Here is a 24,499-nt window from a genome sequence, read left to right as displayed (position 1 = left end):
TTTTGGGACGGGGAGACTTACTTGTCGTGAAGGACGGTGCCGAGGAAGTCGGTGTCGAAGGGCACGGCTTCGGCAAAGGCGTAGTCGCCGTCGCTGGCGATGAGCAGGCAGTTCTCCTCGCCGCCGAACTCCGTATCGCCACAAGGCGCCACCCAAGCGCGGTTGAACACCTCAAGTGCCGTGGCAACGCAATCGCGCAGGAACGTCACATCGCTCCCCTCGTTTGCGCTCACGATATTGGCAACGTAGATACCCCCGGGGTTCAGGCTGCCCCGCACCAGGCGCAGCGCCTCAACGGTCGCCAGCTCGCGCACGGGCTCGGCACCGCCAAAGCAATCGCTCACGACCACGTCGTAGCGACGATGGCCCACGCTCGTCACACCCAGATACGAGCGAGCCTCGGCGGTAATCACCCGCAGGCGGTCACCCACCGCGCGCTCCAGCTCGTCCAGGTAGAACCAACGGCGCGCCAAGCGCGTTATCTCTCCGTCATACTCGATAACGTCCATACGCAAGCCCTCGTGCGACACCAGCGCATATTTGGGATAGGCAAACCCGCCGCCACCCAGCATAAGCATACGGCTGATACCGTGACCATAAGCGTCGCGCATCGCATCCTCGGCCTCAAACACGTCGTCAAACGCGCGATAGTACGCAAAGACGGGCTCCGCCCAGCGCTCGCCAACGTAACTCGCGCTTTGGTAGACGCCTCCTTGAACCAATACGCGAACTTCGTCGCCGCCCTCATCGTGCACGCGCTTCACACGTGCCAGCCCATTGCGGGTCCTCGCGACCTGCAGACAGGCAGCACGAACAGCGACAGCGGCCGCACCAAGCGCCGCGGCTCCCAGAGCAACGCCGGCAACGACGCCGGCAGAAACACTCGGCTTGTTCATCTAGAGCTCCTTTTGCAGATAAAGGCCATGGTCATAAAATCCAAGATGGCGATAGTACTCGCGCGTACCGATCGCGCTGATCACGTTGATGTACGTATAGCCAGCGTCCCGAGCTATCTGGCACGCACGCTCCACGAGCAAACGTCCCAATCCATGGTGCTGCGCTGCCTGGCCCTGATCGCCCACGCGCGCCGCCATGCCATACACGTGCACCTCACGAATCATCGCCTCGTCCGGCATCGTCGGCAGCTCGTCCGCATGTGCGGCAACAAAAGCGCGATCGGGCAGCGACAACCGCAAAAAGCCCGCGATCTTGCCCCGCGGCGTCACCCACTGCAAAAAGCGCTCGTAAGTCACCGGCGTCTCGTACGCTACTTCCTCATCAAGAGATAGCTCATCCAAGTCGGCACCCGCCGTGCTGATCTCGCGATAGCGAATCTCGCGCACCGTCGCACCGTCACCCCGAGCGGCCAAGCGATTTTCGACGAGCTGACGCAGGTTGGGTTTCTTGTTGCCCACCATGATGTCGTCGGAACTAAAGTCGCGGATCATGCGACTGATGCGGCAGAACGCCGGCGTCACCACGATGTCGTCGGCCAGCACATCGAGCAGCTCGTCCTCGGTATAGGGGCGCCACTCGCCACGCTCGTAACAGCCCACCAGACGCGAGCCCTCGATGAGCGCACACGGGTAGACTTTGACCTCGTCGGGCATAAAGGCCCCCTCGGTCATAAAGCGCTCGTAGTCGCGCTTGTCCCCCTCGGGTGTGGCGCCCAGCAAGTTGAGCATAAAATGCGCATGGATCTTAAAGCCAAACAGGCGCGCAAGCGAAAACGCCCGCTCAATCTGCGCCACCGAAATGCGACGCTCGTTGACATCGAGTAGATGCTGGTCAAGGCTTTGGATGCCCATCTGTATCTTGGTGCAGCCCAGGCGGCGGATGAGCATGAGGGCCTGCGGCGTTACAGCATCGGGGCGCGTCTCGATAACGAGCCCCACCACGCGATGCTTCGCCGTCTCGTTGATGCGCTGCTGGCGCTCGAGCTCCTCCATCGTTGCCGTCTGCCACTCGGTGACCTCGCCCCACGGCGTACCGGGGCCGTACAGACGACGCACCGCGCGGTTATAGCCGCCCACGGCAGCATCCACACGCTCCTGCTCGTCGGCAACGCCGGCAGCGAGCTTGGCCTCGTCTGTCGCAATGCCGGCAGCCCGATAGCACTCGCGGCGCTCTGTTACCACCGGCGGCAGGGCATCGGCGGGAGCGTCATCGAGCAGGCGCCCCGCCTCGGCACGGCTGATGCCCGGACGCGCCAACATGGGGTTTGCCGCCACGCCGGCGACGGCATCGTCATTGAGCGCACGGAAAAGCTCGGACATAAACCACGTCTGATACCCTTGCGGATAGTCGCTCCAGGTGCCACCGAGCACGATAAGCTCGATCTTGTCGGTCGCATGCCCCATCTGCGAAAGTGCGGTCAGGCGAGCGCTCACCTGCAAATACGGGTCAAAGCAGTTTTGCTCCGCACGGGCGCATGCCGGCTCGGCATGCAGATAGCTTTTGGGCATGCGCAGATCGTTGGGGCAAAACAGGCAATCGCCCGAACAGGGCCACGGCTTGGTGATGACGGTAATGGTCGCCACGCCCGAAGCCGTGCGGCGCGGCTTCATGCGCAGCACCTGCAGCAGCTGACGCTCCAGCTCGGCATCGACATTCCATCCAGCCCAACGAGCCGGCTTCTCACGTTTAACCCGCTGGTAGAACGGCAGCAGACGGCGCTTGGCCAGATCTCGTTTGTCGGCACCCTCACGGCGCGCCTCGGCATGTATCAGTTTGACGAGCGCCTTGTCGTCCACGGTCTCACCGCGACGCAGAGCCTCGAGTATGTTCAAAATAATCTGTTCCATGCCCCCATTGTAAAGGCAAAGGCGCCGGAGCCAGTCACGGCCCCGGCGCCTCCATCAAAGAGCATGCCTATATGCACCGATCTCCGAAAACCGCATGTCACACCGATTCGAACGACATGTCGCCCGAACCGACCTTAAAACGATACGTTGCAGACTTGTCACCGTTGTCGAATTCAGCATTCAATATGGTCTCGCCATCGTAGCCAAGCGGAAGGAAATCGCTCTCAAAGTCACCGCTGCCCACGGTGAGGCTCGCCTTAAAGCCCGTAGAGTTCGGAACCGATATCTCCACATCGCCCGAGCCCACGCTTACGTCCATCGACTTCGCGGGGGCCTGGTAGAGCTCGAACGCCACATCGCCCGAACCGACCTCGGCATCCAAGGTGTCGGTTACGGTGCCCGCAAACTCAACGTCTCCCGAGTCCAACGTCAATTCGAAGTCGTGACATGCAATGTCCGCGACCGTCAGGTCTCCCGACCCCACCCTCGCCGTAATGCCGACCAGGTTATCCGCAACATCCCGCGGCAGCTCGATGGTGACCGAACGATCGATAGCGCGCTCGTCATCGCAGTCGAACTGGCTAATCGTGAGTGTAGAACCCTTGACCTCGGCCAGATTCTGAGTGGCAGCATCGTAGGTAGCTACCCCCTTTGCAACACGACCGCTCTCGATGACACGCACCTGCCCGCCGGAAACGCACTTGATCTCAACCTCACCCGATGTCACATCCAGGTCAAGGGACTGGAATGAGTCGGCATCAAACGTTTCGCTCGAAAGCTGCCGAGACTGAGCGGAATAGTTACCGCCATCCAAAGAATCGTCCCCGTCAACCACATCGTCCATACCGGACAAACCGGATGCAATATCGCCGAGATCCCACGGGCCATCAAAATGAAACAATATCCGCGAAGTGCCAAAGATAAGCCCGATGATGAGCACGAACGCTCCGATACCGACGCCCAGGCGGACCTTGGACTCATGCGAGAGCTTCATCATTCATCACCTTCTTTGGCGCTCGGCTCAGCGGCGGTCGAGGAAGCCACGTCAGTATCAACCGCAGCGGAAACATCCTGAGCCTTAGCCGCTTCCGGCGCCGGACCAACCTGAATATCCCCGCGTGCCCAATCGCCATCGAGCGCACGCGCCACCCAGTGATAGATGGGGATTGTAAAGAAGATCAGCGCGGCAAAGGAGCCACCAAACAGGAACATCAGCAAAAAGAACAGCAGCCAGCACACGGCCCAATACGGAAACGACTGGAACGGACCTTTCACCGGAGTCGAGCCAGCTGCGCCGCCACTCGTCACCTGCGCCGTAGCGGCATTGGCGGCCTGCGCGCTCCAGCTTGCCGCTTGCGCCGCCTTGGCGGCGGCATCACTCGCCTGCGTTGCCGCCTCGGTAGCACGTGCCGCTGCCTCATGGGTACGGGCGCGCTCCGCTGCCTCGGCCTCGCGCTGACGGGCGCGGTCCTCGTTCTCAAACTCGATATCGTCCTCGATCTCATCGCTCGGATTAAGGAGCTCGTCCAAACTCACGCCATAGAGTTTTGCGAGCGAGATCAGGTTCTCGGTATCGGGCGAGCTCTCCGCACGCTCCCATTTACTGACCGCCTGGCGCGACAGCCCCAGCTTTCGCGCCAGCCCTTCTTGGCTAAAACCCTTGCTGCGACGAAGGTCGGCGAGCCGCTGCGCAGTTTCTACATTCATGGTTCCTCCTATGCGATGCCAGCCGTGCCGCCGGACCGTTTTTGTTCTTAAGGCGCCTTGCACAGTTAAAAATCTATCCGCCACCGCCAAAAGCATGCCACCTATTCTAGTGAGATTTTTGACAACCGGCGGTTGCGGGCATATATGAGCTGCGGAAATGTGTCCAAACAAAGCAATGACCCGCAGCTCGGTTGTCCCCGTTGCGGCGTTAACGGTAGTATGGTCGTACTGTTTATTCCGCACCGCCAACGGAGGGAGTTCCGCGCCGTGAACCGCGATTTCGCCTCATCGCTCATTCAGCTCAACAATACGTTCTATCGCGAGCACTCCGCCTCCTTCTCCGATACGCGCCAGGCACCGTGGCCCGGCTGGGTGCGCACTATGGACATAGCGCTCGAGCAGCTCGACGTCGCCACGATCGAGCATCCCGTCCGCGTCTTCGATCTTGCCTGTGGAAACATGCGATTCGAGAACTTTGCCGCCGGCGGCGCACTTGCCGCCAAGGGCGTCGATGGCGCAAACCCCTCGGCAGACGCCAGCTGCCCGTTTGAGTTCTATGGCGTCGACTCATGCCAGGACCTGGCCATCGATGCACGTGGCCACGCCCTGCGCATTCCCAACCTGCACTTCCAGGAACTCGATGTGCTCGACGCCCTCATGAAGCTCAACCCCGCCAAGACACCCGACGTGCTTTTCGACGCCCCGCTCGCCGACATCTCGGTCTGCTTTGGATTTATGCACCACGTGCCGTCGTGCGAGTACCGCGTACGCGTGCTCGACGCCCTGGTGCGCCAGACGCGCCCAGGCGGCATCATCGCCATCAGCTTTTGGGAGTTTATGAACGACGAGCGCATGGCGTGCAAGGCCGTTCGTGCCGAGGCCCGCGCCGAGCTCACCCCGCCGTTTGAGGGTTACGATTCCGCGCAGTTTGAAGCCGGCGACCATCTCATTGGCTGGCAAAACGACCGCCACGCCTACCGCTATTGCCATCACTTTGACGATCAGCAGATCACCGACCTGGTGCGCGGCGTCCGTACGTTCTACAAGAGCGGCGAGGTCCCCGTGCGCGAGCTTGAGCGCTTCCATGCCGACGGTCGCAGCGGCGAGCTCAACCGCTATGTGATTCTCAAGCGTCTGTAGGCATCGGCGACTCGCCGTCGAGCCGCACCGCGTCTTTCGGGCAAACCATGCCCACCCTTTTTTCAACCCATTGACGGAACGCGCAGCTATGCGTTCCATACTTATGACCAAGGAGCCTCATGGGAGCCGTCCACGTCCGCACGCCTAAGAACTTTGTGCTCGAAGAGCGCTTGGAGCGCTACGCCGATGCGATTGAGACGAACCCCGAGGCCTATGCCGGAGATTGGCGCGAGGCCTGTGCGCCCGCAGGCAGCAAGCCTTTCGAATACCTTCATCTGGATCTTGGTTGTGGCAAGGGAACGTACCTTGTAGAGCGCGCGGCCCGCGAGCCAAACACGTTCTTTATCGGCATGGACCAGGAGCCCATCTGCATCGCCTATGCCGCACAGAAAATCTGCGAGCAGGAGCTATCCAACGCACTCGTCCTGCCCCGAGGCGCCGCAACGTTGCCGCAGCTGTTTGCCGCAGGCGAGCTCGACGCCATAACCATCAACTTTCCCACGCCGCAGCCCAAGGCCAAGTACGCCAAAAAACGGCTCGTCCATGTCGACCATCTGATGCTCTACCGCCCGCTCTTTGCAGCCGGCGCCACCGTCACGCTGCGCACCGACAGCAAACCGCTGCGCGACTACGCCCTGGGGCAGATTGCCGCGGCCGGCTACGACACGCTTTGGGTAAGCGACGACGTCCGCCGCGACCATCCCGAGCATCCCGAGACCGAATACGAATGCCGCACGCGCGAGATGGGTGCCGTCGTCTATGGCATTTGCGCCACACCCGGCGCGCAGCCCACCGACGAACAGCTCACAGCGGGTCGCATGCAGGAGCAAAGTCTTGCTTGCTACCTGCCCGATAACCTCGATGAGCTCACCTACGTGCCCCTCGGCATGGAAGAGGCCGTCGAGAACTTTAGAAACCGCGCCCGTAAAGGCAAGAAGCGCCTGCCGCAAGAGTCCTAGGGGCTTTTGGCGGTCGCTACGCCAGCGAGCAAGCACAAATAGGCACCGATGAACGACCCTCAAACCTAAGTGAGTAGACTTTTTTGCAATAGCCAAGCACAACCCGCATAGGAAGAAATAAAACCGCAGGTAGAGCCCTTGCGCAAAAGTCATGTGCTCGCGATATTGCAAAAAGTCTACTCACTTAGCTGACAACTGCACCAAACGGCTGAGCAGAACGCCCATTTCCTGCATTTTCTTTCGCGCTGGCGCCCCGCACCGCCGCTACGCCATAATGGATGGCGGACAAACGGCGAGAGAAAGTACCCCCACATGGCACAGACCACGATAGATACCGCCGCCAGCACCGTCTCTGGCGCCGGCGCCGCCAGCTCATTCTCGGGCGGCACGGGAACCGAAGCCGAATTCGGCTCACTCGGTGCGCTCTCCCCCACCTGGTGGGAGCCCGAGGACGGCAGCGAGCCCGAACCGTGGCTCACGCCCGACCAGGCCTTCGAGCGCTTCTTTGAATGGACGAGCAATCGCGGTATTGAGCTGTGGGACCACCAAGAAGAGGCCCTCATGGATCTAGCCGCCGGCGATCACGTCATTCTGGGCACGCCGACCGGCTCGGGCAAGTCGCTTGTCGCGCTAGGTATGCTCTTTATGGGCATGGCGCAAGGCAAGCGCTGCTACTACACAGCTCCTATCAAGGCTCTGGTCAGCGAGAAGTTTTTCGACTTGGTGCAGGTGCTCGGCCGCGATAACGTCGGTATGATCACCGGCGACACGCATATCAACACCAAGGCGCCCGTCATCTGCTGCACGGCAGAGATCCTTGCCAACGACGCACTGCGCGAGGGCGAAGATGCCGATGTTGGCTGCGTCGCCATGGACGAGTTCCACTACTTTGCCGACCCTGATCGCGGTTGGGCCTGGCAGGTGCCGCTGCTCACCCTGCCTCACACGCAATTCATGCTCATGAGCGCCACGCTCGGCGATGTCACCGCGATTGCCGCCTCGCTCGAGGAACACACCGGCGCTACCTGCGACTTGGTCGTCGATGCCCCACGCCCTGTGCCGCTGAGCTACGACTATGTGACGACCTCCCTCGAGGGCACCGTCGAGCTCGCGATGCGCCGCGGCGAGGCCCCGCTCTACATCGTGCACTTTAGCCAGGATGCCGCCCTTGCGACGGCACAGTCGCTCGCCAATTTTGGCATCGCCAGCAAGGAGCAGCGCGAAGCCATCAAAGAAGCGGCAAAGGGAACGAGCTTCTCGACGGCCTTCGGCAAGATCCTCAAGCGTTTGCTCGGCTGCGGCGTCGGCGTGCACCACGCCGGTATGCTGCCGCGCTATCGTCTGCTGGTCGAGCGCCTGGCGCAGCAGGGCCTACTGCCCGTCATCTGCGGCACCGACACACTCGGCGTCGGCATCAACGTGCCCATCCACACCGTGGTCCTCACCGCGCTCACAAAGTTCGACGGCTACAAGATGCGTCGCCTGCGCGCCCGCGAGTTCCATCAGATTGCCGGTCGCGCCGGCCGCTCGGGCTTCGATACCGAGGGCATGGTGATTGCCGAGGCACCCGAGCACGAGATCGAGAACGCCAAGCTCATGGCCAAGGCGGGCGACGACCCCAAAAAACTCCGCAAGATTAAAAAGAAGAAGGCCCCCGAGGGCTTTGTCACCTGGAACAAGCAGACCTTTGAGCGCCTGATCGAGACGCAGCCCGAAACGCTCAAGCCGCGCCTTCGCATCACACACTCCATGGTGATTAGCGTGGTCGAGCAGGGCGGTGACGCTCGCGCCCGCGTGCACGACCTCATCGAGACAAGCCTGCAGACCCCCGAAGAAAAAGCCAAGCTCGAGGTTCGCGCCGACGAAATCTTCGCCACGCTCATCGATTCCGGCGTCGTCGTTCGCACCGAGGTGCCACCCGCACCCGATGCCCCGACTGACACCGCACCAGATATTGACTATGCGCTGACGGTCGATCTGCCCGAGGACTTCGCGCTCGACCAGCCGCTCTCGCCGTTTTTGCTTGCCGCGCTGGAGTTGCTCGATCCCGAGAGCGAGACCTATACCATGGACCTCATCTCGATGGTCGAGGCAACGCTCGAGGATCCCAAGCAGGTGCTGCGCGCTCAGGAGCGCGCAGCGCGGGACCGCGCGATGGCCGAAATGAAGGCTGACGGCGTCGAATATGAGGAACGCCTGGAGCGCATCCAGGATGTCACCTACGAAAAACCGCTCGAGGACTTGCTCGATGCCGCCTTCGACAAGTACTGCCAGGAAGTGCCCTGGGCAAACGACTATCAGCTCTCTCCCAAGAGCGTTCTGCGCGATATGCTGGAAAGCGCGAGCGATTTTAAGGGCTACATTCAAAAGCTCGGCATCGCCCGCTCCGAGGGCATTTTGCTGCGCTACCTGGCAGAGGCTTACCGTTCACTCGACCGCACCGTGCCCATCGAGAAGCGCGACGAGCGCCTGCGCGACATTATCTCGTGGCTGGGCTTTGTGGTGCGCTCGGTGGACTCGAGCCTGGTGGACGAGTGGGAGAACGCCGGCAACCCGGCAGCCCTCGATGCTGCGCCGCCGCGGGGCATCGACGAGGTCGTGGCGGACCGCCGCGGCTGCACGCTGCTGGTGCGCAACGCGCTCTTCCGCCGCGTGACCCTTGCCGCCCGCGAGCACGTTCGCGACCTGGGCGAGCTCGACGACGACTGGGGCATGAGCGAGATCCGCTGGCAAAAAGCGCTCGACGCTTACCACGAGCAGCATGAGGAGATCCTCACCGACGGAGATGCCCGCAGCGCCGCGATGTTTTCCATCGACGAGTCCGACGAGAAGACCACGCACGTATGGCACGTGCACCAGATCTTTGCCGACGAGGATGGCGACCACGACTTTGGCATCATGGGCGATGTCGATCTGGACGCCACGCAGGACGGCGGCGAGGTCATCTTCAAGATCTACCGTGTCGGCTTTATCGAGGACCTGCTCGAGGACTAGCCGAACATACTGGAACGAAACGAAGCGGGGCCGTTGGCAATATCGCCAGCGGCCCCGCTTTTGCACTATACGCTATGCCTTACTCGGCATCCTCGACCTCATACGAATCCGCCTCGGCCGGCTTATCGTTTGTCTCTGACGCAGCCCCGCGCGCCTCGTCAAACGCCGCCTTCATGGTCTTGTTGCCCCACGTGAGCTTACGAATGGTAAGATCGTCGGCTTTCTTGTTGGCTAGGCGCAGATTGTTCTCGGAGGACAGCAACGCCTCCTTGGTTTTCTGCAGATGGCTAATCGTCTTGTCGATCTCATCAATCGCCGTTTGGAACTTGCGGCTCGCGATCTCGTAGTTGCGACCGAAATCATTCTTGAACTTCTCCATCTTGGCCTCGAAGTTCGTGACGTCAATGTTCTGCTGCTTGTACTCCGCTAGCTCCTGTTTATAGCGCAATGAACCCATGGCGGCGTTGCGCAGCAGCGTAATCATGGGAATAAAAAACTGCGGACGGATCACGTACATCTTCTCGTAGCGGTAGCTCACGTCCACGATTCCTGCGTTATAGAGCTCGCTCTCGGGTTCGAGCAGTGTGCAGAGCACCGCGTACTCACAGCCTTTCTGGCGACGATCGTGATCGAGTTTCTTAAAGAAGTCCTCGTTTTTATGCTTGGTCGCGGTCTCGTCGTTCTCGTTTTTCATCTCGAACATAATCGAAATGACCTCGTTGCCGCTCGCGTCGCACTCACGGAAAATGAAGTCTCCCTTGGTGCCCTCGGATGCATCGTTATCTTTCTCGAAGTACGCATTGGGAAACGCCGTCATGCGCAGACGGTTAAACTCGGTCTCGCAGTGCTGCTCGAGCGACTCGCCCACCATCTTGGTGGACAGGCGAACCTTCATGTCCTTAAGGCGCTCAATCTCTTCATCCTTGTAGCGAATCAGGTCATCGCTCGCGCGCTTGGCCTGCGCAAGCTCGAGCTCGTGTGCCGCCTTGGCTTGCTCCTCGCGAGAATCGCGCACCGCCAGCTCGCTCGTCAGTTTGGCACGTGCCTCATCGCGCTCTCGCTCCGCCGCGGCGACCGCCTCTGACAGGTTCATTTTTGCCATCAGTTCCTGCTCGCGCAGCTGGGCACGCAGGCCCTCGGCCTCTTGCTCGGACTGAGCCTTTGCGGCGGAAAACTTCTCTTGCACCTTCGCGCGATAGTCAGTAAGCGCGCGCTCGGCCTCGCTGCGAGCGGCATCGAGCTCACGCTGCGACTCTGCCGCGGCAGCGGCAAGCGCCATCTCCTGGGCCTTGTCCGCCGCGGCGATCCTGGCCTGCAGCTCGGCAATCTGAGCGTCGCGCGCGGACAGGTCGTTTTGAGCAGCATTGCGTGCCGCCGCCTCGGCAAGCCTGGCTTCATCATCTTTGCGCTCCAACTGCGCACGTAAATTGTCGATCTCGCGCTGAAGCTCGGCATTCTCCTTTTGAGCATCGGAACGGGCCTCAACCGCCGCGCGCTGACTTGCACTCTCGCGCTCTGCGGCAGCGCCTTCGAGCTTGGCGCGCAGCTCGGCAAGCTCAGCGTCGCGCTTGGCAACCTCTTGTGCCAGCTGCTGAGCTGCAGCGTTCTTCTGCTCGACAAGCTGAGCGTCGCGCTGAGACTCTGCCTTTTGCAAAGCAGCCGTCGAGCGCGAGCGCTCAAGCTCCAGTGCCTGCTCGCCCTCGCGCTGGACCGCCTTCACACGCTCATCAAGATCGCGCGAGAACTCGGCATCGCGCACCTGTTTGACGATATCTGCATAGCCGGACGCATCGACCTTAAACACTTCGCCGCAATGCGGGCACTTGATCTCGTTCATGGCAGCTCCTCGATGGACGCAAATTTAAACCGTCTACACTCTACCGCGCCGCGCGGACAAAAAAGGCGCCGCTGTCATAATGGCAACGGCGCCAGAGCCACCACAAAGGTGCCTGTCCCCTTTGTGGTGGCTCTGGCGCCCTATAACCCAAAGAAGCTAAGAATCTGATCGCGGCTTACGGGCTTGTACTCGTTGGCATCGAGACCGACATCGTAGCGAAAGATAGGGCGTTCGCGATCGCGGTTGCGCACGTTGGTGCGGTCTCCCCTGCTGTGGATATGCCCGTGTAGCATGATGGCGCCACGCGCCTTGCCGTTCCAGCTGAGCATGGGGTAATGGCTCAAAACCAGGCGATGGCCCTTGGCATAACCAGGAGCAATCTCCAGGTAATCGCGCACGTCTTCCCAAATCTGCGGTACGTCGGGATCTTCCCAGTCGCTGTCATGGTTACCACGGATGAGCGTTATGTTCTGGCATTCGATTCGTTTACGCAGGCGCACCGCTTCCGCCATGGGCAATCGATACGTAAAGTCCCCCAGGATATAGAGGAGGTCGTTCGCAGCCACGCACTCGTTGATGACATCGATGACCTTGCGATTCATCTCCTCGACCGAGTCAAAAGGTCGATCCATGTCGTGCAAGATATTCGTATCGCCCAGGTGCAGGTCGGCGGTAAACCACATCATCGTCTATGCCCTCATTTCGCAACGCGTCTAACACGTGCCTAGTATACAGACGCAGCGATGCGACAGTTACCCAAAGAGCCCGCCGAACAGACCTCGGCGGCGCTTGTCCTTTTTATTCGAACCTTTATCCTGGGTGTTCTTATCCTTTTGCTTTTTGCGATCCTGCTCCAGCTCATCGTCATCGAGCAGCATATCCCACTCAAACGGATCGTCCGTCAAATCGAACAGGTCGTCGTCAAACATGGCAGCCTCCATTGCCGACTAGCGAGCATCCACCACATAGAGCCCAACGCGCACCTGATGCCACGGGCTGCGCTCGGGGGCAACCTGTTGCACACGGGCCTCAAATACGTCCTCGTGGCCGTAATACATCATCAAGGACAGTGGGCCGACCTCGTTTCCTGGAACGTAGCCAAGTTTGGTCTTGCCATAGTAGATCGCAACTGCCTCGGGGTCATGAGGATTATCGCGCTCGGCACACAGCGTCAGTTTATCGCCCGCTTTAAGATCGCCTAGGACCAAAGCGCCGTCGGCATATTGAAATCCTGCGATATGAAACGACAGAAGAACACGTGAAGGCTCGTACATGGCAACTCCTCTAACGGCCGGATAAACCAGCGTTTGACCTTATCGAGAAGTCTACGGGCCCGTGCGGACATAAATTCATCCTTATCTGATTCTAATGCACAAACATGCGCACGAACCTGTGCTTCCAGCTTGCATAAGGGGCGTAGCGGAATGGCACGTCCAGCCATGTTGCCTTGTTCACGATGCTCTTCTTGTGGCTAAACGTATCGAAGCTCTCGCGGCCATGGTACTGCCCCATACCGCTCGCGCCCATGCCGCCAAAGCCCATATGGCTCGTAGCCAGATGCATGATCGTGTCGTTGACGCAGCCGCCGCCAAAGGGCACGTAACGCACAAAGCGTTGCTGAGCCGCATGGTCCTGGCTAAAGATATACAGAGCTAGCGGCGTCGGACGATCCGCAATAAACGTCTCTACCTCGTCTAGGCTCTCAAACGTCAGCACCGGCAAGATGGGGCCGAAAATCTCCTCCTGCATTACGGCGTCATCGGGGGTCACGCCGTCTAGAATCGTCGGCTCAATCTTGAGCGACGACTCGCGCGCGGTACCTCCAAGCACAACCTTATAGGGATCGATCAGCCCGCGCACGCGCGCAAAATGCTTGGCATTGACGATATGACCGTAATCCTCGTTGTCGAGCGGATGCTCGCCAAACATGCGACGGGTCTCCTCCCTGATGAGGCCCAACAGCTCATCGTGTACGCGCGTATCGACCAGCAGGTAGTCGGGCGCCACGCAGGTCTGCCCCACGTTGAGCCATTTACCAAAGGCGATGCGCCGTGCCGCGACTTTTAAGTTTGCCGTGGCATCCACAATGCAGGGGCTCTTTCCGCCCAGCTCAAGCGTCACGGGCGTCAGGTTTTTACTTGCGCGCTCCATGACGAGCTTGCCGACCGGAACGCTACCGGTAAAGAAGATCTTGTCCCAGCACTCGTCGAGCAGCGCTTCGTTCTCGGCGCGCCCGCCCTCGACAACCGTCACCAGGCACGGATCAAATGCCTCTTCACAGATCTGCTTGAGCACCGCACTCGATGCCGGAGCATAGGCACTCGGCTTGATGACCACGGTGTTGCCTGCGGCAAGAGCGCCAGCGAGCGGCTCGAGCGTTAGCAAAAACGGGTAGTTCCAGGGGGCCATGATGAGCGCGACGCCATAGGGCACGGCTTGCGTCTTGCACACACTCACGGCGTTGGCGAGGTCGCACGGGCGCAGGCGCGGACGACTCCATCGAGCCACGTGCGCAATCTGATGACGGATCTCGGAAAGCGAGGTGCCGATCTCGCACATATAGGCTTCGTCATGTGACTTACCCAGATCGGTCTTGAGCGCATGGGCAATATCGGCTTCGTGCGCCCGCACTGCGTCGCGCAAGCTCACGAGCGCGCGACGGCGAGCGTTGACATCAAACGTGGCGTGCGTCTTAAAATAGGCGCGCTGATCGGCAACGATGCGCGCGATTTCCTCGGTGTTCATGGGCCCTCCTAGTTCTCGTCTTCAAACATACCACCCGCAACGACCTCGTACATATGCTCGAGCTCCAAACGGTCCATTAAAAGCGGAACGGGGTACAGGGGATTGGCCTCGGCATCGGCATGCGCCGCCATCTCAGGAATGTCGGAGCGGCGAATGCCCGTCACATATTTGGGTATGCCCAAGGCGGCGTTCATGCGGTCGACCCAATCGATAAAGGCCTCGGCCGCCAGGCTGTCCAGCGCATTAGCCGGCGCAATGCCGGCCATGCGGGCGAGATCGGCGAGCTTGGGAGCAGCAGCTTCGCCATAGGCACGAAGCATGTGCGGCAGGATGATGGCGTTGGCCAAGCCGTGGGGAATCCCGTAACGCCCGCCCAGGCTGTGCGCGATGGCATGGACGTATCCAACATAAGAGCGCGTAAAGGCAACGCCCGCTTTATACGCCGCCGAAAGCATATTGCGGCGCGCACGCATGTTGCCACCGCACTCATAGGCCTCGAGCAAATTGTCGTGGATGAGCTGCACCGCCTGGCGCGCCATCCTGCGCGTATAGGGCGTGGTGCTGCGCCCGATAAAGGCCTCGACGGCATGTGTCAGGGCGTCCATGCCCGTTTGCCCCGTAATGGAGGCGGGCAGGCCGCGCGTAAACTCGGGGTCGTGCACCGCAAAGCGCGGGATCAGCACAAAGTCGTTGATGGGATACTTGTAGTGCGTCTCGTCGTCGGTAATTACCGCTGCAAGCGTGACCTCGCTTCCCGTGCCCGCCGTGGTGGGAACGGCGATGAGCAGCGGCAGGTGACGATGGATACGCAACAGGCCGCGCATCTTGTTGATGGGCTTCTTTGGCTGCGCGATGCGCGCGCCCACGCCCTTGGCGCAGTCCATGGCCGAACCGCCGCCAAAGCCGATAATGGCCTGGCAGGCGCTCTCGCGATACAGGGACGCCGCTTCCTCCACGTTTGAGACCGTGGGGTTCGCACGTGTTTCGGCATAGACCGCAGCGCTAATTCCCTTGGACGCGAGCGCTGTCTCGAGCGGTGCCGTGAGCCCCAGACGGGCAATGCCGGGATCTGTCACGATAAGAACATGGTGTATTGAACGCTTTTGAAGCGCTGCGGGCACTTCCTCAGCGTGCTCTAAAATGCGTGGCTCGGTATAGGGCAGCACCGGCAATGCGATGCGAAAAACCGTTTGATACGTTCGGCACCAGGCGCGGCGGGCTAGATGCATAAAGGAAGCTCCTTCATTTGTTGATTGGTCAACATTTGCTCGACCGATTGTACTCATCGGAGGTCGCACGAGGTCTAGCAATCGTTAATCAATCAACATCTACACATGCTTAAATTGTTTTATTAAAAATCATTCCTAATAGGCTTCACATTCGGTCTCATTTATGGATAATAGAACTCGTCAAGACGCACGTCCGGAGAGGGCCCTTACGGGACCGGACGAGCGCACCATCGCCATCGATCGAAAGGATCGAATCATGAAGTTTGTTTGCCCCGTTTGCGGTTATGTGGAAGAGTTCGACGGCGACCAGCTGCCCGAGGATTTCAAGTGCCCCCAGTGCGGCGTTCCCGGCTCTCGCTTCCTGAAGCAGGAGGAGGGCCAGCTCGAGTGGGCTGCCGAGCACGTCGTGGGCGTCGCCAAGATGGAGGGCGTCTCCGAGGACATCGTTGCCGATCTGCGCGCCAACTTTGAGGGCGAGTGCTCCGAGGTCGGTATGTACCTGGCCATGGCTCGCGTTGCTCATCGCGAGGGTTATCCCGAGATCGGCCTGTACTGGGAGAAGGCTGCCCACGAGGAGGCCGAGCATGCCGCCAAGTTCGCCGAGCTCCTGGGCGAGGTCGTGACCGATTCCACCAAGAAGAACCTCGAGATGCGCGTTGAGGCCGAGAATGGCGCCACCGCCGGCAAGACCGATCTTGCCAAGCGCGCCAAGGCCGCCGGTCTCGATGCTATCCACGACACCGTGCACGAGATGGCCCGCGACGAGGCTCGCCACGGCAAGGCTTTCGCCGGCCTGCTCAAGCGTTACTTTGGCTAAGCCAACCGCCTGAGACATAACCTCTAGCTCGAAGAAGAAGGCCCGGACCGTATTGGTTCGGGCCTTTTTGTGTCTCGAGGACTCGTTAACGCCCTGAAATAGAGCTATCTTCGGCATCGGTCTCTCGTCAAAAACTAAGTGAGTAGACTTTTCGAAACTTGCCGAGCAGACCATCCGTATTGCTTTATAAAGTCGCAGGTAAATGACTTGTTTCAAAACGGCCTGGTCGCCAAAGTGCCAAAAGCCTACTCACTTAGAACCGCAGCCGTCCACGATCGAGCTGTTTTGTGTCTAACGGGCATCTTTCCGTCAATTACTCCCAATTTTGTCCAGTCAACGAATAGTTCAGACCGGAGTAATGTCTCAGCCCTTTGCTCATCTGAGCTTTTATCACGATATTCAGCATCGAGCATCCTGCATACGGCCTTAACGATCGCGTGGAATCTACCCTCATCGGATATCTGTCTGTGTGTCAGGAGAAGTACATCGTAGCCCATGGCCTGAAGGGCCGTCATGCGGTCAGCGTCACGCAAGCCATCCCCTGCGCATCCGTGCGAGGCCTTTCCCTGACATTCAATGGCCACCTGTCGCCTCCCGTCCGGCGAAGACAGAAGCAGATCGATATATACGCGGGACTTTCCCACAATCGCCCGAGCGCTTGTGCTTAGCATCACTTCGACATTGAGCTCTATGCTGCAAAAACCTTCGCCTCCCAGGGATCGCGGCAGTGCAAGTAGCAAATACGCCTCGACCTCAAAAGGCGACGCGGCGCCCAATGGAACGAGTTGCGATACCGCTATAAATCTATTGCCGTAACGCATCCCGCAAACATCTGAACAAAAACGGTCAAGGTCTCCGCCCAAAACCAAAGCGTCTCGACGCCATAAATTTGAGGCGGCGCCGTCCTCGGACGGGCAGCGCACCCAACCGAACGTTGTCGAAATCGCGCCCGAATCAATTGCACGCGAAAGCTCCGCCTCAAGTGCCGCCGGCAGGGCACACACCGCAAACAAGCCGCACATCTCCGCCAATACAAAAGAAGCTGAAGATCCGTCAGATGCCGCAACATGATGAATGCCGTCAGTAGAGGAGACGTAATCAAAAACCCATGCTCCGTTTCCAGCACGGATTCCCTGGGAAGCTCACCAAGAAACAGCCGCTGCCTAATGCTGGCAGGACAAGTCCGTTTGTTTCTCGTCCGAACCAATGTATACAACGGATAACCGAGCGCGACCGCAGCCGTCGGGTTGCGGGCGAGATCATATCGCTGCCGGTCTTCTTCCGGTCGTGGAAGCGGCGGACACAAAGCGCGGACTTGAGGAGGCAAACGCCAGTACCTAAAAGCTGATATGTCACAAAGTAGATCCTTCATAGGCACAGGAAAACACGAATTTCAACCCAGTCAGTCACGCATTGGCGCGAACGCACCAAAAATGGCGCCGAACGGACTGCCAAGTTTTCAACAGCCCTCCCCAACTGGCCAAAAGCTTGCCGAGAGCTGGACGAAGCCCTGTTGAAAACCCCATTTTTTTCTCATGCAGGAGCTTTGCGCGGCAAGTGAGTAGACTTTTTTGAACATCCCGAGCAGGCCGGTCATCCTGCTTTTCAAAACCGCAGGTAGATAGCTTGTTACAAAACTGCCTGGTCGCCAAAGTGCTAAAAGTCTACTCACTTAGGTTGCAGAGTGCCCCCCATTAGCTGCAATTCCAAGGTAGTTAGTACTTTTGGACTCAGATCGTCATACTGAACAAGAATTTGAGTTGAGTTTTCAGGGACAGATGCGCCATCGGCACACCAAAAACAGTCACCGATATCGATAAAAGGGATGCTCGAGCGCGTGAGGGCCCGTGCAAAAGTGCTTCCGCCCGTTCCACGCTCCGCAACCACGATACAGTAAAGGCCCGCGTCTGCATGATCGATCGAAACCTCCCCTGCCGGAAACGTTTTCCGTACAAGCGCCGCCAGGCCATCACGCGCCCCACGAGCACGAACGCGCACGCGGTTCACATGTCGCTCGTAATCACCCGATTCCAGCAAACGCGCCAAGGCAACCTGATCAACAGAACTTACCGACGAGGCGTAGAAACCAAGGTTGCGTTTAAACCTCTCCATTAGTTCATCGGGCAGCACCATGTACGCCAAACGTAACGCCGATGAAAGGCTCTTCGAAAACGTGTTGGTGTAGATAACCGACTGGGCGGCATCGATCGACGCGAGCGCGGGAATCGGCTTGCCGGCAAGGCGAAACTCACAATCAAAGTCGTCTTCGATGAGATACCGACCTGGCCGCTCGGCGGCCCAGCTCAGCAACGCATAGCGACGTGCAATGCTCGTCACAAGACCGGTCGGATACTGATGAGACGGCATCAGGTGAAGGACATCGGTCCCGGTTTTCTGCAGCGCGCTCAAGTCCACGCCCTCAGCATCCAACGGGACATGCCGCACTTCGCAACCCATGGCCTGATAGATGCGCGTCAAGCGCAAATAGCCTGGATCCTCGACGGCATACACCTTGTCCGCGCCAAGCAACTGAACCAACATGGTATCGAGCAGCTGGGCGCCCGCACCGATAACGATATTGTCGGGATTGACATTCATGCCCCTTGTCCCGCGCAGATGGTGCGCAATCGCACGTCGCAGTCGAGCGGTGCCCTGCGCCGGTGCGGGCGAAAAGATTTCACGTTCGTCTTCGGACGTCAGCGTCGCCCGTAGCGCACTTTGCCAAAGCCGCGCCGCCTCCAAAGCGGAAGGAGAAAGTGCGTCGAATCGCTCTGCCTGCCCCATGGCATCATGCGCGCTGGGACCAACAGGGACAGCATCTCGGTCGATGTCCTCCGCAGCCGAAGCCAAAACCGGTGCATCCGGAAGTTCGCAAGCGTAGTAGCCACGACGCGGCATTGAGCAAATATAGCCCTCGGCAAGCAACTGGCTATATGCATTCTCGATAGTAATGACACTGATTCCCAGATGACTGGCAAAGGCGCGCTTAGACGGAAGATGCTCCCCCGCCGCAATACGGCCAGCAACAATATCATCGCGAATTTGCTGGTAAACATACTCATAAAGCGATGCCTCGCCGCGTTTTTCCAAATTGTAGTCAAGCATGAGTTTGTCACCTGACCTTATTAAGTCATTCATTCTGGTATTAGTCTGACTTTGTAATTATCTCGAAAACTGAGTATTTCGCCATACCCAGCTCCCCGATAGGATGTTCCGTCAAGCAATGCACATGCCAACCAAGGGAGCAACCATGGCAGAACAGACCAACAAGGCCGATCGCGTCAAACTCAATCGCGAGCTCGCGCAGATGCTCAAGGGCGGCGTCATCATGGACGTCACCACGCCCGAGCAGGCACGCATCGCCGAGGAGGCGGGCGCCTGCGCCGTCATGGCGCTCGAGCGCATCCCGGCCGACATCCGCGCCGCAGGCGGCGTGTCGCGCATGAGCGACCCCAAGATGATCAAGGGCATCCAGGAGGCCGTCTCCATCCCCGTCATGGCCAAGTGCCGCATCGGTCACATCGTCGAGGCGCAGATCCTGCAGGCCGTCGAGATCGACTACATCGATGAGTCCGAGGTTCTCTCCCCTGCCGACGACGTCTATCATATCGACAAGACCCAGTTTGACGTGCCGTTTGTCTGCGGCGCCCGTGATCTGGGCGAGGCGCTGCGCCGTGTTGCCGAAGGCGCCACGATGATTCGCACCAAGGGTGAGCCGGGTACGGGCGACGTCGTTCAGGCCGTGCGTCACATGCGCAAGATCCAAAAGCAGATCCGTGACGTTGTTGCCCTGCGCGACGACGAGCTCTTTGAGGCAGCCAAGCAACTGCAGGTTCCGGTCGAGCTGGTGCGTGAGGTCCATGCCACGGGAAAGCTTCCCGTCGTGAACTTTGCCGCCGGCGGCGTAGCGACCCCCGCCGACGCCGCGCTGATGATGCAGCTGGGCGCCGAAGGCGTCTTTGTCGGCTCGGGCATCTTTAAAAGCGGCGACCCCGCCAAGCGCGCAGCCGCCATCGTCAAGGCCGTGGCAAACTTCACCGATGCCAAACTCATCGCCGAGCTTTCGGAAGACCTGGGCGAGGCCATGGTGGGCATCAACGCCGACGAAATCGAGATCATCATGGAGGAACGCGGGCGCTAGTCCAGCAGAAGGGATCGCACATGAGCGATTACGCAGACCAGACGGTCGCCGTGCTGGCGGTCCAAGGCGCTTTTGCCGAGCACGAGGCAAGGCTATCCGAGCTGGGCGCACGCTGTATTGAGCTAAGGCAGGCGGCTGATTTGAAGCAGGACTTTGACCGTCTGGTACTTCCCGGCGGCGAGTCTACCGTTCAAGGGAAGCTGCTTGATGAGCTTGGCATGCTCGAGGAGCTTCGCACCCACATTGTTGAAGGCATGCCCGTCCTTGGCACCTGCGCCGGCTTGATTCTATTGGCGCGCGATCTTGCCGCACACGACGATAAGGGAACGCCGCGCCTAGCAACCATGAACGTACTCGTTGAGCGCAACGCTTATGGCAGACAGCTCGGCAGTTTTCGCACCAAGGGCCAGGTAGACGGCATCGACGGTGAAGTGCCGCTGACGTTTATCCGCGCGCCCCGCATCGTCGAGGTCCACGGCGACGCCAAGGCCTTGGCAGAGGTCGATGGCCGCATCGTCGCCGCCCGCGAGGGCAACCAGCTCGGCGTAACCTTCCACCCCGAACTCGATAAAGACACCCGCCTCCACGAACTGTTCCTACAAATGTAGGCGGAATAGAAACGAGCGTGGATTTTCGCACACACAACAAATGAGAGTGGATAATCTCCCACTTTGAGCTCGAACACAGGCCCAAACCGGGAGATTATCCACTCTCATGCTATGTAGTCGTTTAAGAACGTCCCCAATGACTACTTTTTGGCAGGCTTGGATTAAGGCAACGCCGATGTCTTGGTACCGACAGCGAAAACCCGCCAGAGCGAGCAAGGTGCCTTGAAACAAGGCGGCATTGACCTTCTGGTCATGCCGCCGAAGTTGAAAGGCAGATTGCCGCTCTGGCGGGTTTGCAGCGTCAAGTGGTTACGGCGTTTGGTAAAACGCCGTAACTAATTAGAAACGGTTGCCGCGGAAGCCGCCGCCGTTGCGGCCGCCACGATCGCCACCGCGACCGCCGCGGTCGTTACCGCGGTTGCCGCCGAAGCCGCCACGGTTGCCACCGCGATCGCCATAGCCACCACGGTTGCCGCCAAAGCCGCCGCGACCGCCGCGGTCGCCGCCACGGTCACCAAAGCCGCCACGGCCACCGCGATCGCCACCGCGACCGCCGCGGTCACCGCCACGACCACCGCGATCGCCAAAGCCGCCGCGACCGCCACGGTCGCCGCCACGGCCACCGCGATCGTCACGACCGCCGCGAGGACCGCGGTCCTCGTCCAGGCCCATGGCGACGAGCGGAGCAATAACCTTATCGAGAGCGGCCATCAGCTCGGTGGCCTCCTCGTAAGAAAGCTCGGGCAGGAGCTTCTCCTTCTTGTTGGCAAGCTCGACCAGGCCCTCGGCGGCATCCTCGGCAGCGAAGACGACGATCTTGCGCATATCGCCCTCGGCGTCGTCGATGCGGCCGACCAGATCGGCAGCCTCGGCCTCGGCCATCAGACCATCGAGCTCGCGGAGGCGCATGCCGAGCAGGTCGGACATTTCCTTCTGCTCCATCTTGGGCTTGAGGTCAAGAAGCTTGATGGCGCGCTCGATGTTCGCCATGCGCTCGGCCTTGGCCTCCTCCTCCTTGGAAATAGCAAAGCGACGGCTACGCAGCAGACGGGCGGCCTTCTGCATCTTGTCCATCAGCTCTTCGTCATCGTAATCAACGGCGGCCTCGACAACCTCGGCCTCCTCCTCGGCGGAAACCTCGTCAGCAGCCTCAACCTCGGCAGCTTCGGTCTCCACGGTCTCGACTGCCTCAACCTCGGCAGCCATGGTCTCGTTCTCGGTCTCGTTCATGATCTCTTCGTTCTCAGACATGAGACTCCTTCTTGGCCCTCTCGGGCATCATCGCCCCATTCGCGGGGCCCGTCGCGCACTCTTTGCGCTTTAAACATTCATGCCTCTCGGCAAAACGTCCATTAGTTTATGGTGTCGCCATCCAATCTAGCTGCAGAATCTATGTGCACACATTAATGCGACATGTGCGACTCGCGGCGGGCGTACACCAGCGACACCGCGAACCCAGCCACGGCAATCACGGCCGCCACGCGCACGGCAGCCGCAAATCCGATCGCCTGGGCAACGTCTGCCGCAACGCCAGTGGCGCCGGCAACCGCCGCAGAACTCGAAAGCAGACCGATAAACAGCGATGGACCAAACGACGCGGCAATCATGTTCCACGTGTTGAGCAATGCCGTTCCGTGAGGATGCTCAGCGGCAGGCAGCGTCTCCAAGCCGGCCGTCTGCGAGGGGCTCAGCACTAAACCGACGCCAGCATACACCACAATGGTCAGTGCCACGACGACACCGATGTTCATGCTTGCCGCCGTCATCGAAATGGCAGTCTGCCCCACGGCAATCAGGGCAAAGCCGACCGGCAGCAGCGGCCATGCGCCACGGGCGTCCATCACGCGTCCGCCCACAATCGAGGTCACGGCGTTGCAGGCAATCGCCGGCAAAATGAGCAGGCCCGCAACAAGAGCGGTCATGCCGTATGCGCCCTCAAAATAGAGCGGCAGCAAAACGCTCATCGAGAACGTCGTCATCATCGACACCACCACAAGCAGGCACGCAGGCCAAAAACGAACGCTCGCCATGGGGCGCACGTTGAGCACCGGATGTTCGAGCTTGAGCTGGCGGACCGCAAACAGGCCAAGCAGCACCACAGCGGCGAAAAGCGTCACGATACCGGTCATCACATTGGTCGAGAACTCGCCTACGGAATACACAAACGCCGTAATGCCGGCCGCAAGCAAAGCAACCGACAGAATATCAAGCGTAGTGTTCGAGCGCTCTCCAACATTTCGAACGAGCTTTGCTGCCGCCGCGGCGACCACGACACCGCCCACCAGCGGCACTACGAACACCGCCCTCCAGCCAAACAACGTGCACATAAGACCACTGACCACAGGTCCAAACGCCGGCCCCAGCGTAATGCAGGCACCGCCCAGACTCAGATACAGACCGAGCTTCTCGCGCGGAGCGCAAGATAGCACCACATTCATCATGAGCGGAAACAAGATGCCCGATCCCGCAGCCTGCAAAATGCGACTTGGCAGCAAGACGGTAAACGTTGGGGCGACCAGGCACAGGACTTCTCCGGCGACCAGCCATCCACATGCGAAAAACAGCAGCTTGCGCGTCGAGAAGCGACCGGAAAGAAAGGCCATGATGGCCGTAAAGATCGACGTCACGATCATGTAGCCCGAAACAAGCCACTGCGCCGTGATGGCACTCACCGAAAAGGCCGCCATGATGTCGTGCAACGCCACGTTAATGATGTTCTCGTTAAACGCGGCAACAAAGGCCGCGATATACATTACGGCGAGAAACGCCGAAGTGGCCGATGGCGCTACTTGAACTTGTTGCTGAGATTTGCTCCCCATGCATTTCCTTCCTCTTGGAACGACAGTCGTATCGCCCCAGAGGAACAGTCCAGGGCGAGGATGAGCCCTAGACTTACGCCAGACGCCACACGCGACGAGTCTGGCAACATGGTCCAACGTCGAAAGATTGTAACGCGAACGCGCAGCTTTCCTTCCGCGCTATTATTGAAAGTCCACGAAAGCATGAGACATGAGGAGCCCTCCATGATTAAGCCCATCATGAAATCCGAGTTCTTTTTGCGCCTGCCTTCCGAAGACGCGGGCCCCGATGACGCCGTGACCGGGCAGGACCTCCTGGATACGCTCCATGAGCATGAGCACGAGTGCGTGGGCCTCGCCGCCAATATGATTGGCGTGCGCAAACGCATCATCTGCGTAAAGGACGGCAGCAAGTCGCTGCTCATGTACAACCCGCAAATTCTTGAGCAGGTCAACACCTATCAGACGAGCGAAGGATGTCTTTCACTCGTCGGCGAGCGTTCCTGCACTCGTTATCGCCGCATTAAGGTGGAATATCTGGACGGGAGCTTTGTCCACCGCATCAAAAACTTCTCGGGCTACACCGCCGAGATCATCCAACACGAAATCGACCACTGCAACGGCATCGTTATATAGTTCCGCCGTTCTACCGAACGGCGGACCACTTGACGCTGCGCGAGCCGCATTCACGCCAATCTGACGTTCAATTTCGAGGGCGCG

General features: G+C 59.7%; 20 protein-coding genes. 7 read left to right on the top strand and 13 right to left on the bottom strand.

All coding sequences use genetic code 11. The features are described 5' to 3' along the window. Positions 1 to 17 precede the first annotated feature (17 nt). The 4 genes from DXD56_RS05955 to DXD56_RS05940 form a co-directional block, all read right to left on the bottom strand. Positions 18 to 896, bottom strand: a complete 879-nt coding sequence (locus tag DXD56_RS05955) for a spermidine synthase (protein WP_117640546.1) — start codon at positions 894 to 896, stop codon at positions 18 to 20. Continuing rightward, positions 897 to 2,804: an elongator complex protein 3 gene (locus DXD56_RS05950; RefSeq protein ID WP_117640545.1), complete on the bottom strand. Its 1,908-nt coding sequence runs from the start codon at positions 2,802 to 2,804 to the stop codon at positions 897 to 899. It lies immediately after the preceding gene. Positions 2,805 to 2,901: 97 nt separating this feature from the next. Next, a complete protein-coding gene (locus tag DXD56_RS05945; RefSeq protein ID WP_158549359.1) occupies positions 2,902 to 3,798 on the bottom strand; it encodes a DUF4097 family beta strand repeat-containing protein in 897 nt (298 codons plus the stop codon). Continuing rightward, on the bottom strand, positions 3,798 to 4,511 hold the full coding sequence (locus tag DXD56_RS05940; protein ID WP_117640543.1) for a helix-turn-helix domain-containing protein: 714 nt from the start codon (positions 4,509 to 4,511) through the stop codon (positions 3,798 to 3,800). Before DXD56_RS05940 ends, DXD56_RS05945 begins: the two co-directional genes overlap by 1 nt. Positions 4,512 to 4,778: 267 nt before the next feature. On the opposite strand from DXD56_RS05940, the gene DXD56_RS05935 reads away from it, so the two are divergent. The 3 genes from DXD56_RS05935 to DXD56_RS05925 all read left to right on the top strand — a co-directional run bounded on the left by DXD56_RS05935 (position 4,779) and on the right by DXD56_RS05925 (position 9,604). Beyond that, positions 4,779 to 5,651 carry a hypothetical protein gene (locus tag DXD56_RS05935; protein ID WP_117640542.1) on the top strand — a complete coding sequence of 291 codons (873 nt, stop codon included), beginning with the start codon at positions 4,779 to 4,781 and terminating at the stop codon, positions 5,649 to 5,651. A 119-nt stretch (positions 5,652 to 5,770) separates the two neighbouring features. Then, positions 5,771 to 6,610 carry a tRNA (guanosine(46)-N(7))-methyltransferase TrmB gene (locus tag DXD56_RS05930; protein ID WP_117640541.1) on the top strand — a complete coding sequence of 280 codons (840 nt, stop codon included), beginning with the start codon at positions 5,771 to 5,773 and terminating at the stop codon, positions 6,608 to 6,610. Between the two features lie 312 nt (positions 6,611 to 6,922). Then, entirely contained in the window at positions 6,923 to 9,604 is a 2,682-nt protein-coding gene (locus DXD56_RS05925) for an RNA helicase (protein ID WP_117640540.1), read from the top strand. A gap of 79 nt (positions 9,605 to 9,683) precedes the next feature. Here the strand turns inward: DXD56_RS05925 and DXD56_RS05920 are convergent, their stop codons facing one another. The 6 genes from DXD56_RS05920 to DXD56_RS05900 all read right to left on the bottom strand — a co-directional run bounded on the left by DXD56_RS05920 (position 9,684) and on the right by DXD56_RS05900 (position 15,415). Then, positions 9,684 to 11,441, bottom strand: a complete 1,758-nt coding sequence (locus DXD56_RS05920; RefSeq protein ID WP_117640539.1) for a DUF2130 domain-containing protein — start codon at positions 11,439 to 11,441, stop codon at positions 9,684 to 9,686. Between the two features lie 140 nt (positions 11,442 to 11,581). After that, complete coding sequence (locus tag DXD56_RS05915; RefSeq protein WP_117640538.1) at positions 11,582 to 12,127, bottom strand: metallophosphoesterase; 546 nt, start codon at positions 12,125 to 12,127, stop codon at positions 11,582 to 11,584. Between the two features lie 66 nt (positions 12,128 to 12,193). Continuing rightward, positions 12,194 to 12,370, bottom strand: coding sequence for a hypothetical protein (locus tag DXD56_RS10050; RefSeq protein ID WP_158549357.1), 177 nt, complete (start codon positions 12,368 to 12,370; stop codon positions 12,194 to 12,196). An 18-nt stretch (positions 12,371 to 12,388) separates the two neighbouring features. After that, positions 12,389 to 12,715: an HIRAN domain-containing protein gene (locus tag DXD56_RS05910; protein ID WP_035137041.1), complete on the bottom strand. Its 327-nt coding sequence runs from the start codon at positions 12,713 to 12,715 to the stop codon at positions 12,389 to 12,391. 91 nt (positions 12,716 to 12,806) lie between these two features. Then, positions 12,807 to 14,186, bottom strand: a complete 1,380-nt coding sequence (locus DXD56_RS05905) for an aldehyde dehydrogenase (RefSeq protein ID WP_117640537.1) — start codon at positions 14,184 to 14,186, stop codon at positions 12,807 to 12,809. A gap of 8 nt (positions 14,187 to 14,194) precedes the next feature. Further along, positions 14,195 to 15,415, bottom strand: coding sequence for an iron-containing alcohol dehydrogenase (locus DXD56_RS05900; protein WP_117640536.1), 1,221 nt, complete (start codon positions 15,413 to 15,415; stop codon positions 14,195 to 14,197). Positions 15,416 to 15,668: 253 nt separating this feature from the next. Between DXD56_RS05900 and DXD56_RS05895 the strand changes: the two genes are divergently transcribed. Continuing rightward, positions 15,669 to 16,232 (top strand): ferritin family protein, encoded by a 564-nt coding sequence (locus DXD56_RS05895; RefSeq protein ID WP_070097113.1) that lies wholly within the window; start codon positions 15,669 to 15,671, stop codon positions 16,230 to 16,232. 1,668 nt (positions 16,233 to 17,900) lie between these two features. Here the strand turns inward: DXD56_RS05895 and DXD56_RS05885 are convergent. Further along, entirely contained in the window at positions 17,901 to 19,337 is a 1,437-nt protein-coding gene (locus DXD56_RS05885; protein ID WP_158549355.1) for a PLP-dependent aminotransferase family protein, read from the bottom strand. 145 nt (positions 19,338 to 19,482) lie between these two features. Here DXD56_RS05885 and pdxS point away from each other — a divergent pair, with 145 nt between their 5' ends. Then, on the top strand, positions 19,483 to 20,373 hold the full coding sequence (pdxS, locus tag DXD56_RS05880; protein WP_117640533.1) for a pyridoxal 5'-phosphate synthase lyase subunit PdxS: 891 nt from the start codon (positions 19,483 to 19,485) through the stop codon (positions 20,371 to 20,373). Between the two features lie 20 nt (positions 20,374 to 20,393). Continuing rightward, a complete protein-coding gene (gene pdxT, locus DXD56_RS05875; protein ID WP_117640532.1) occupies positions 20,394 to 20,981 on the top strand; it encodes a pyridoxal 5'-phosphate synthase glutaminase subunit PdxT in 588 nt (195 codons plus the stop codon). A 339-nt stretch (positions 20,982 to 21,320) separates the two neighbouring features. Here the strand turns inward: pdxT and DXD56_RS05870 are convergent, their stop codons facing one another. Continuing rightward, positions 21,321 to 22,232: a hypothetical protein gene (locus tag DXD56_RS05870; RefSeq protein WP_035137032.1), complete on the bottom strand. Its 912-nt coding sequence runs from the start codon at positions 22,230 to 22,232 to the stop codon at positions 21,321 to 21,323. 152 nt (positions 22,233 to 22,384) lie between these two features. Then, a complete protein-coding gene (locus DXD56_RS05865) occupies positions 22,385 to 23,800 on the bottom strand; it encodes an MFS transporter (protein WP_117640531.1) in 1,416 nt (471 codons plus the stop codon). Between the two features lie 204 nt (positions 23,801 to 24,004). On the opposite strand from DXD56_RS05865, the gene DXD56_RS05860 reads away from it, so the two are divergent. After that, complete coding sequence (locus DXD56_RS05860) at positions 24,005 to 24,415, top strand: peptide deformylase (RefSeq protein ID WP_117640530.1); 411 nt, start codon at positions 24,005 to 24,007, stop codon at positions 24,413 to 24,415. Positions 24,416 to 24,499 lie beyond the last annotated feature (84 nt).

The sequence above is a fragment of the Collinsella sp. TM06-3 genome, assembly GCF_003436395.1.
Lineage (GTDB): Bacteria > Actinomycetota > Coriobacteriia > Coriobacteriales > Coriobacteriaceae > Collinsella.
The sequence above is the reverse complement of the archived record's forward strand: the minus strand, read 5'-3'. Positions and strand labels throughout refer to the sequence as shown.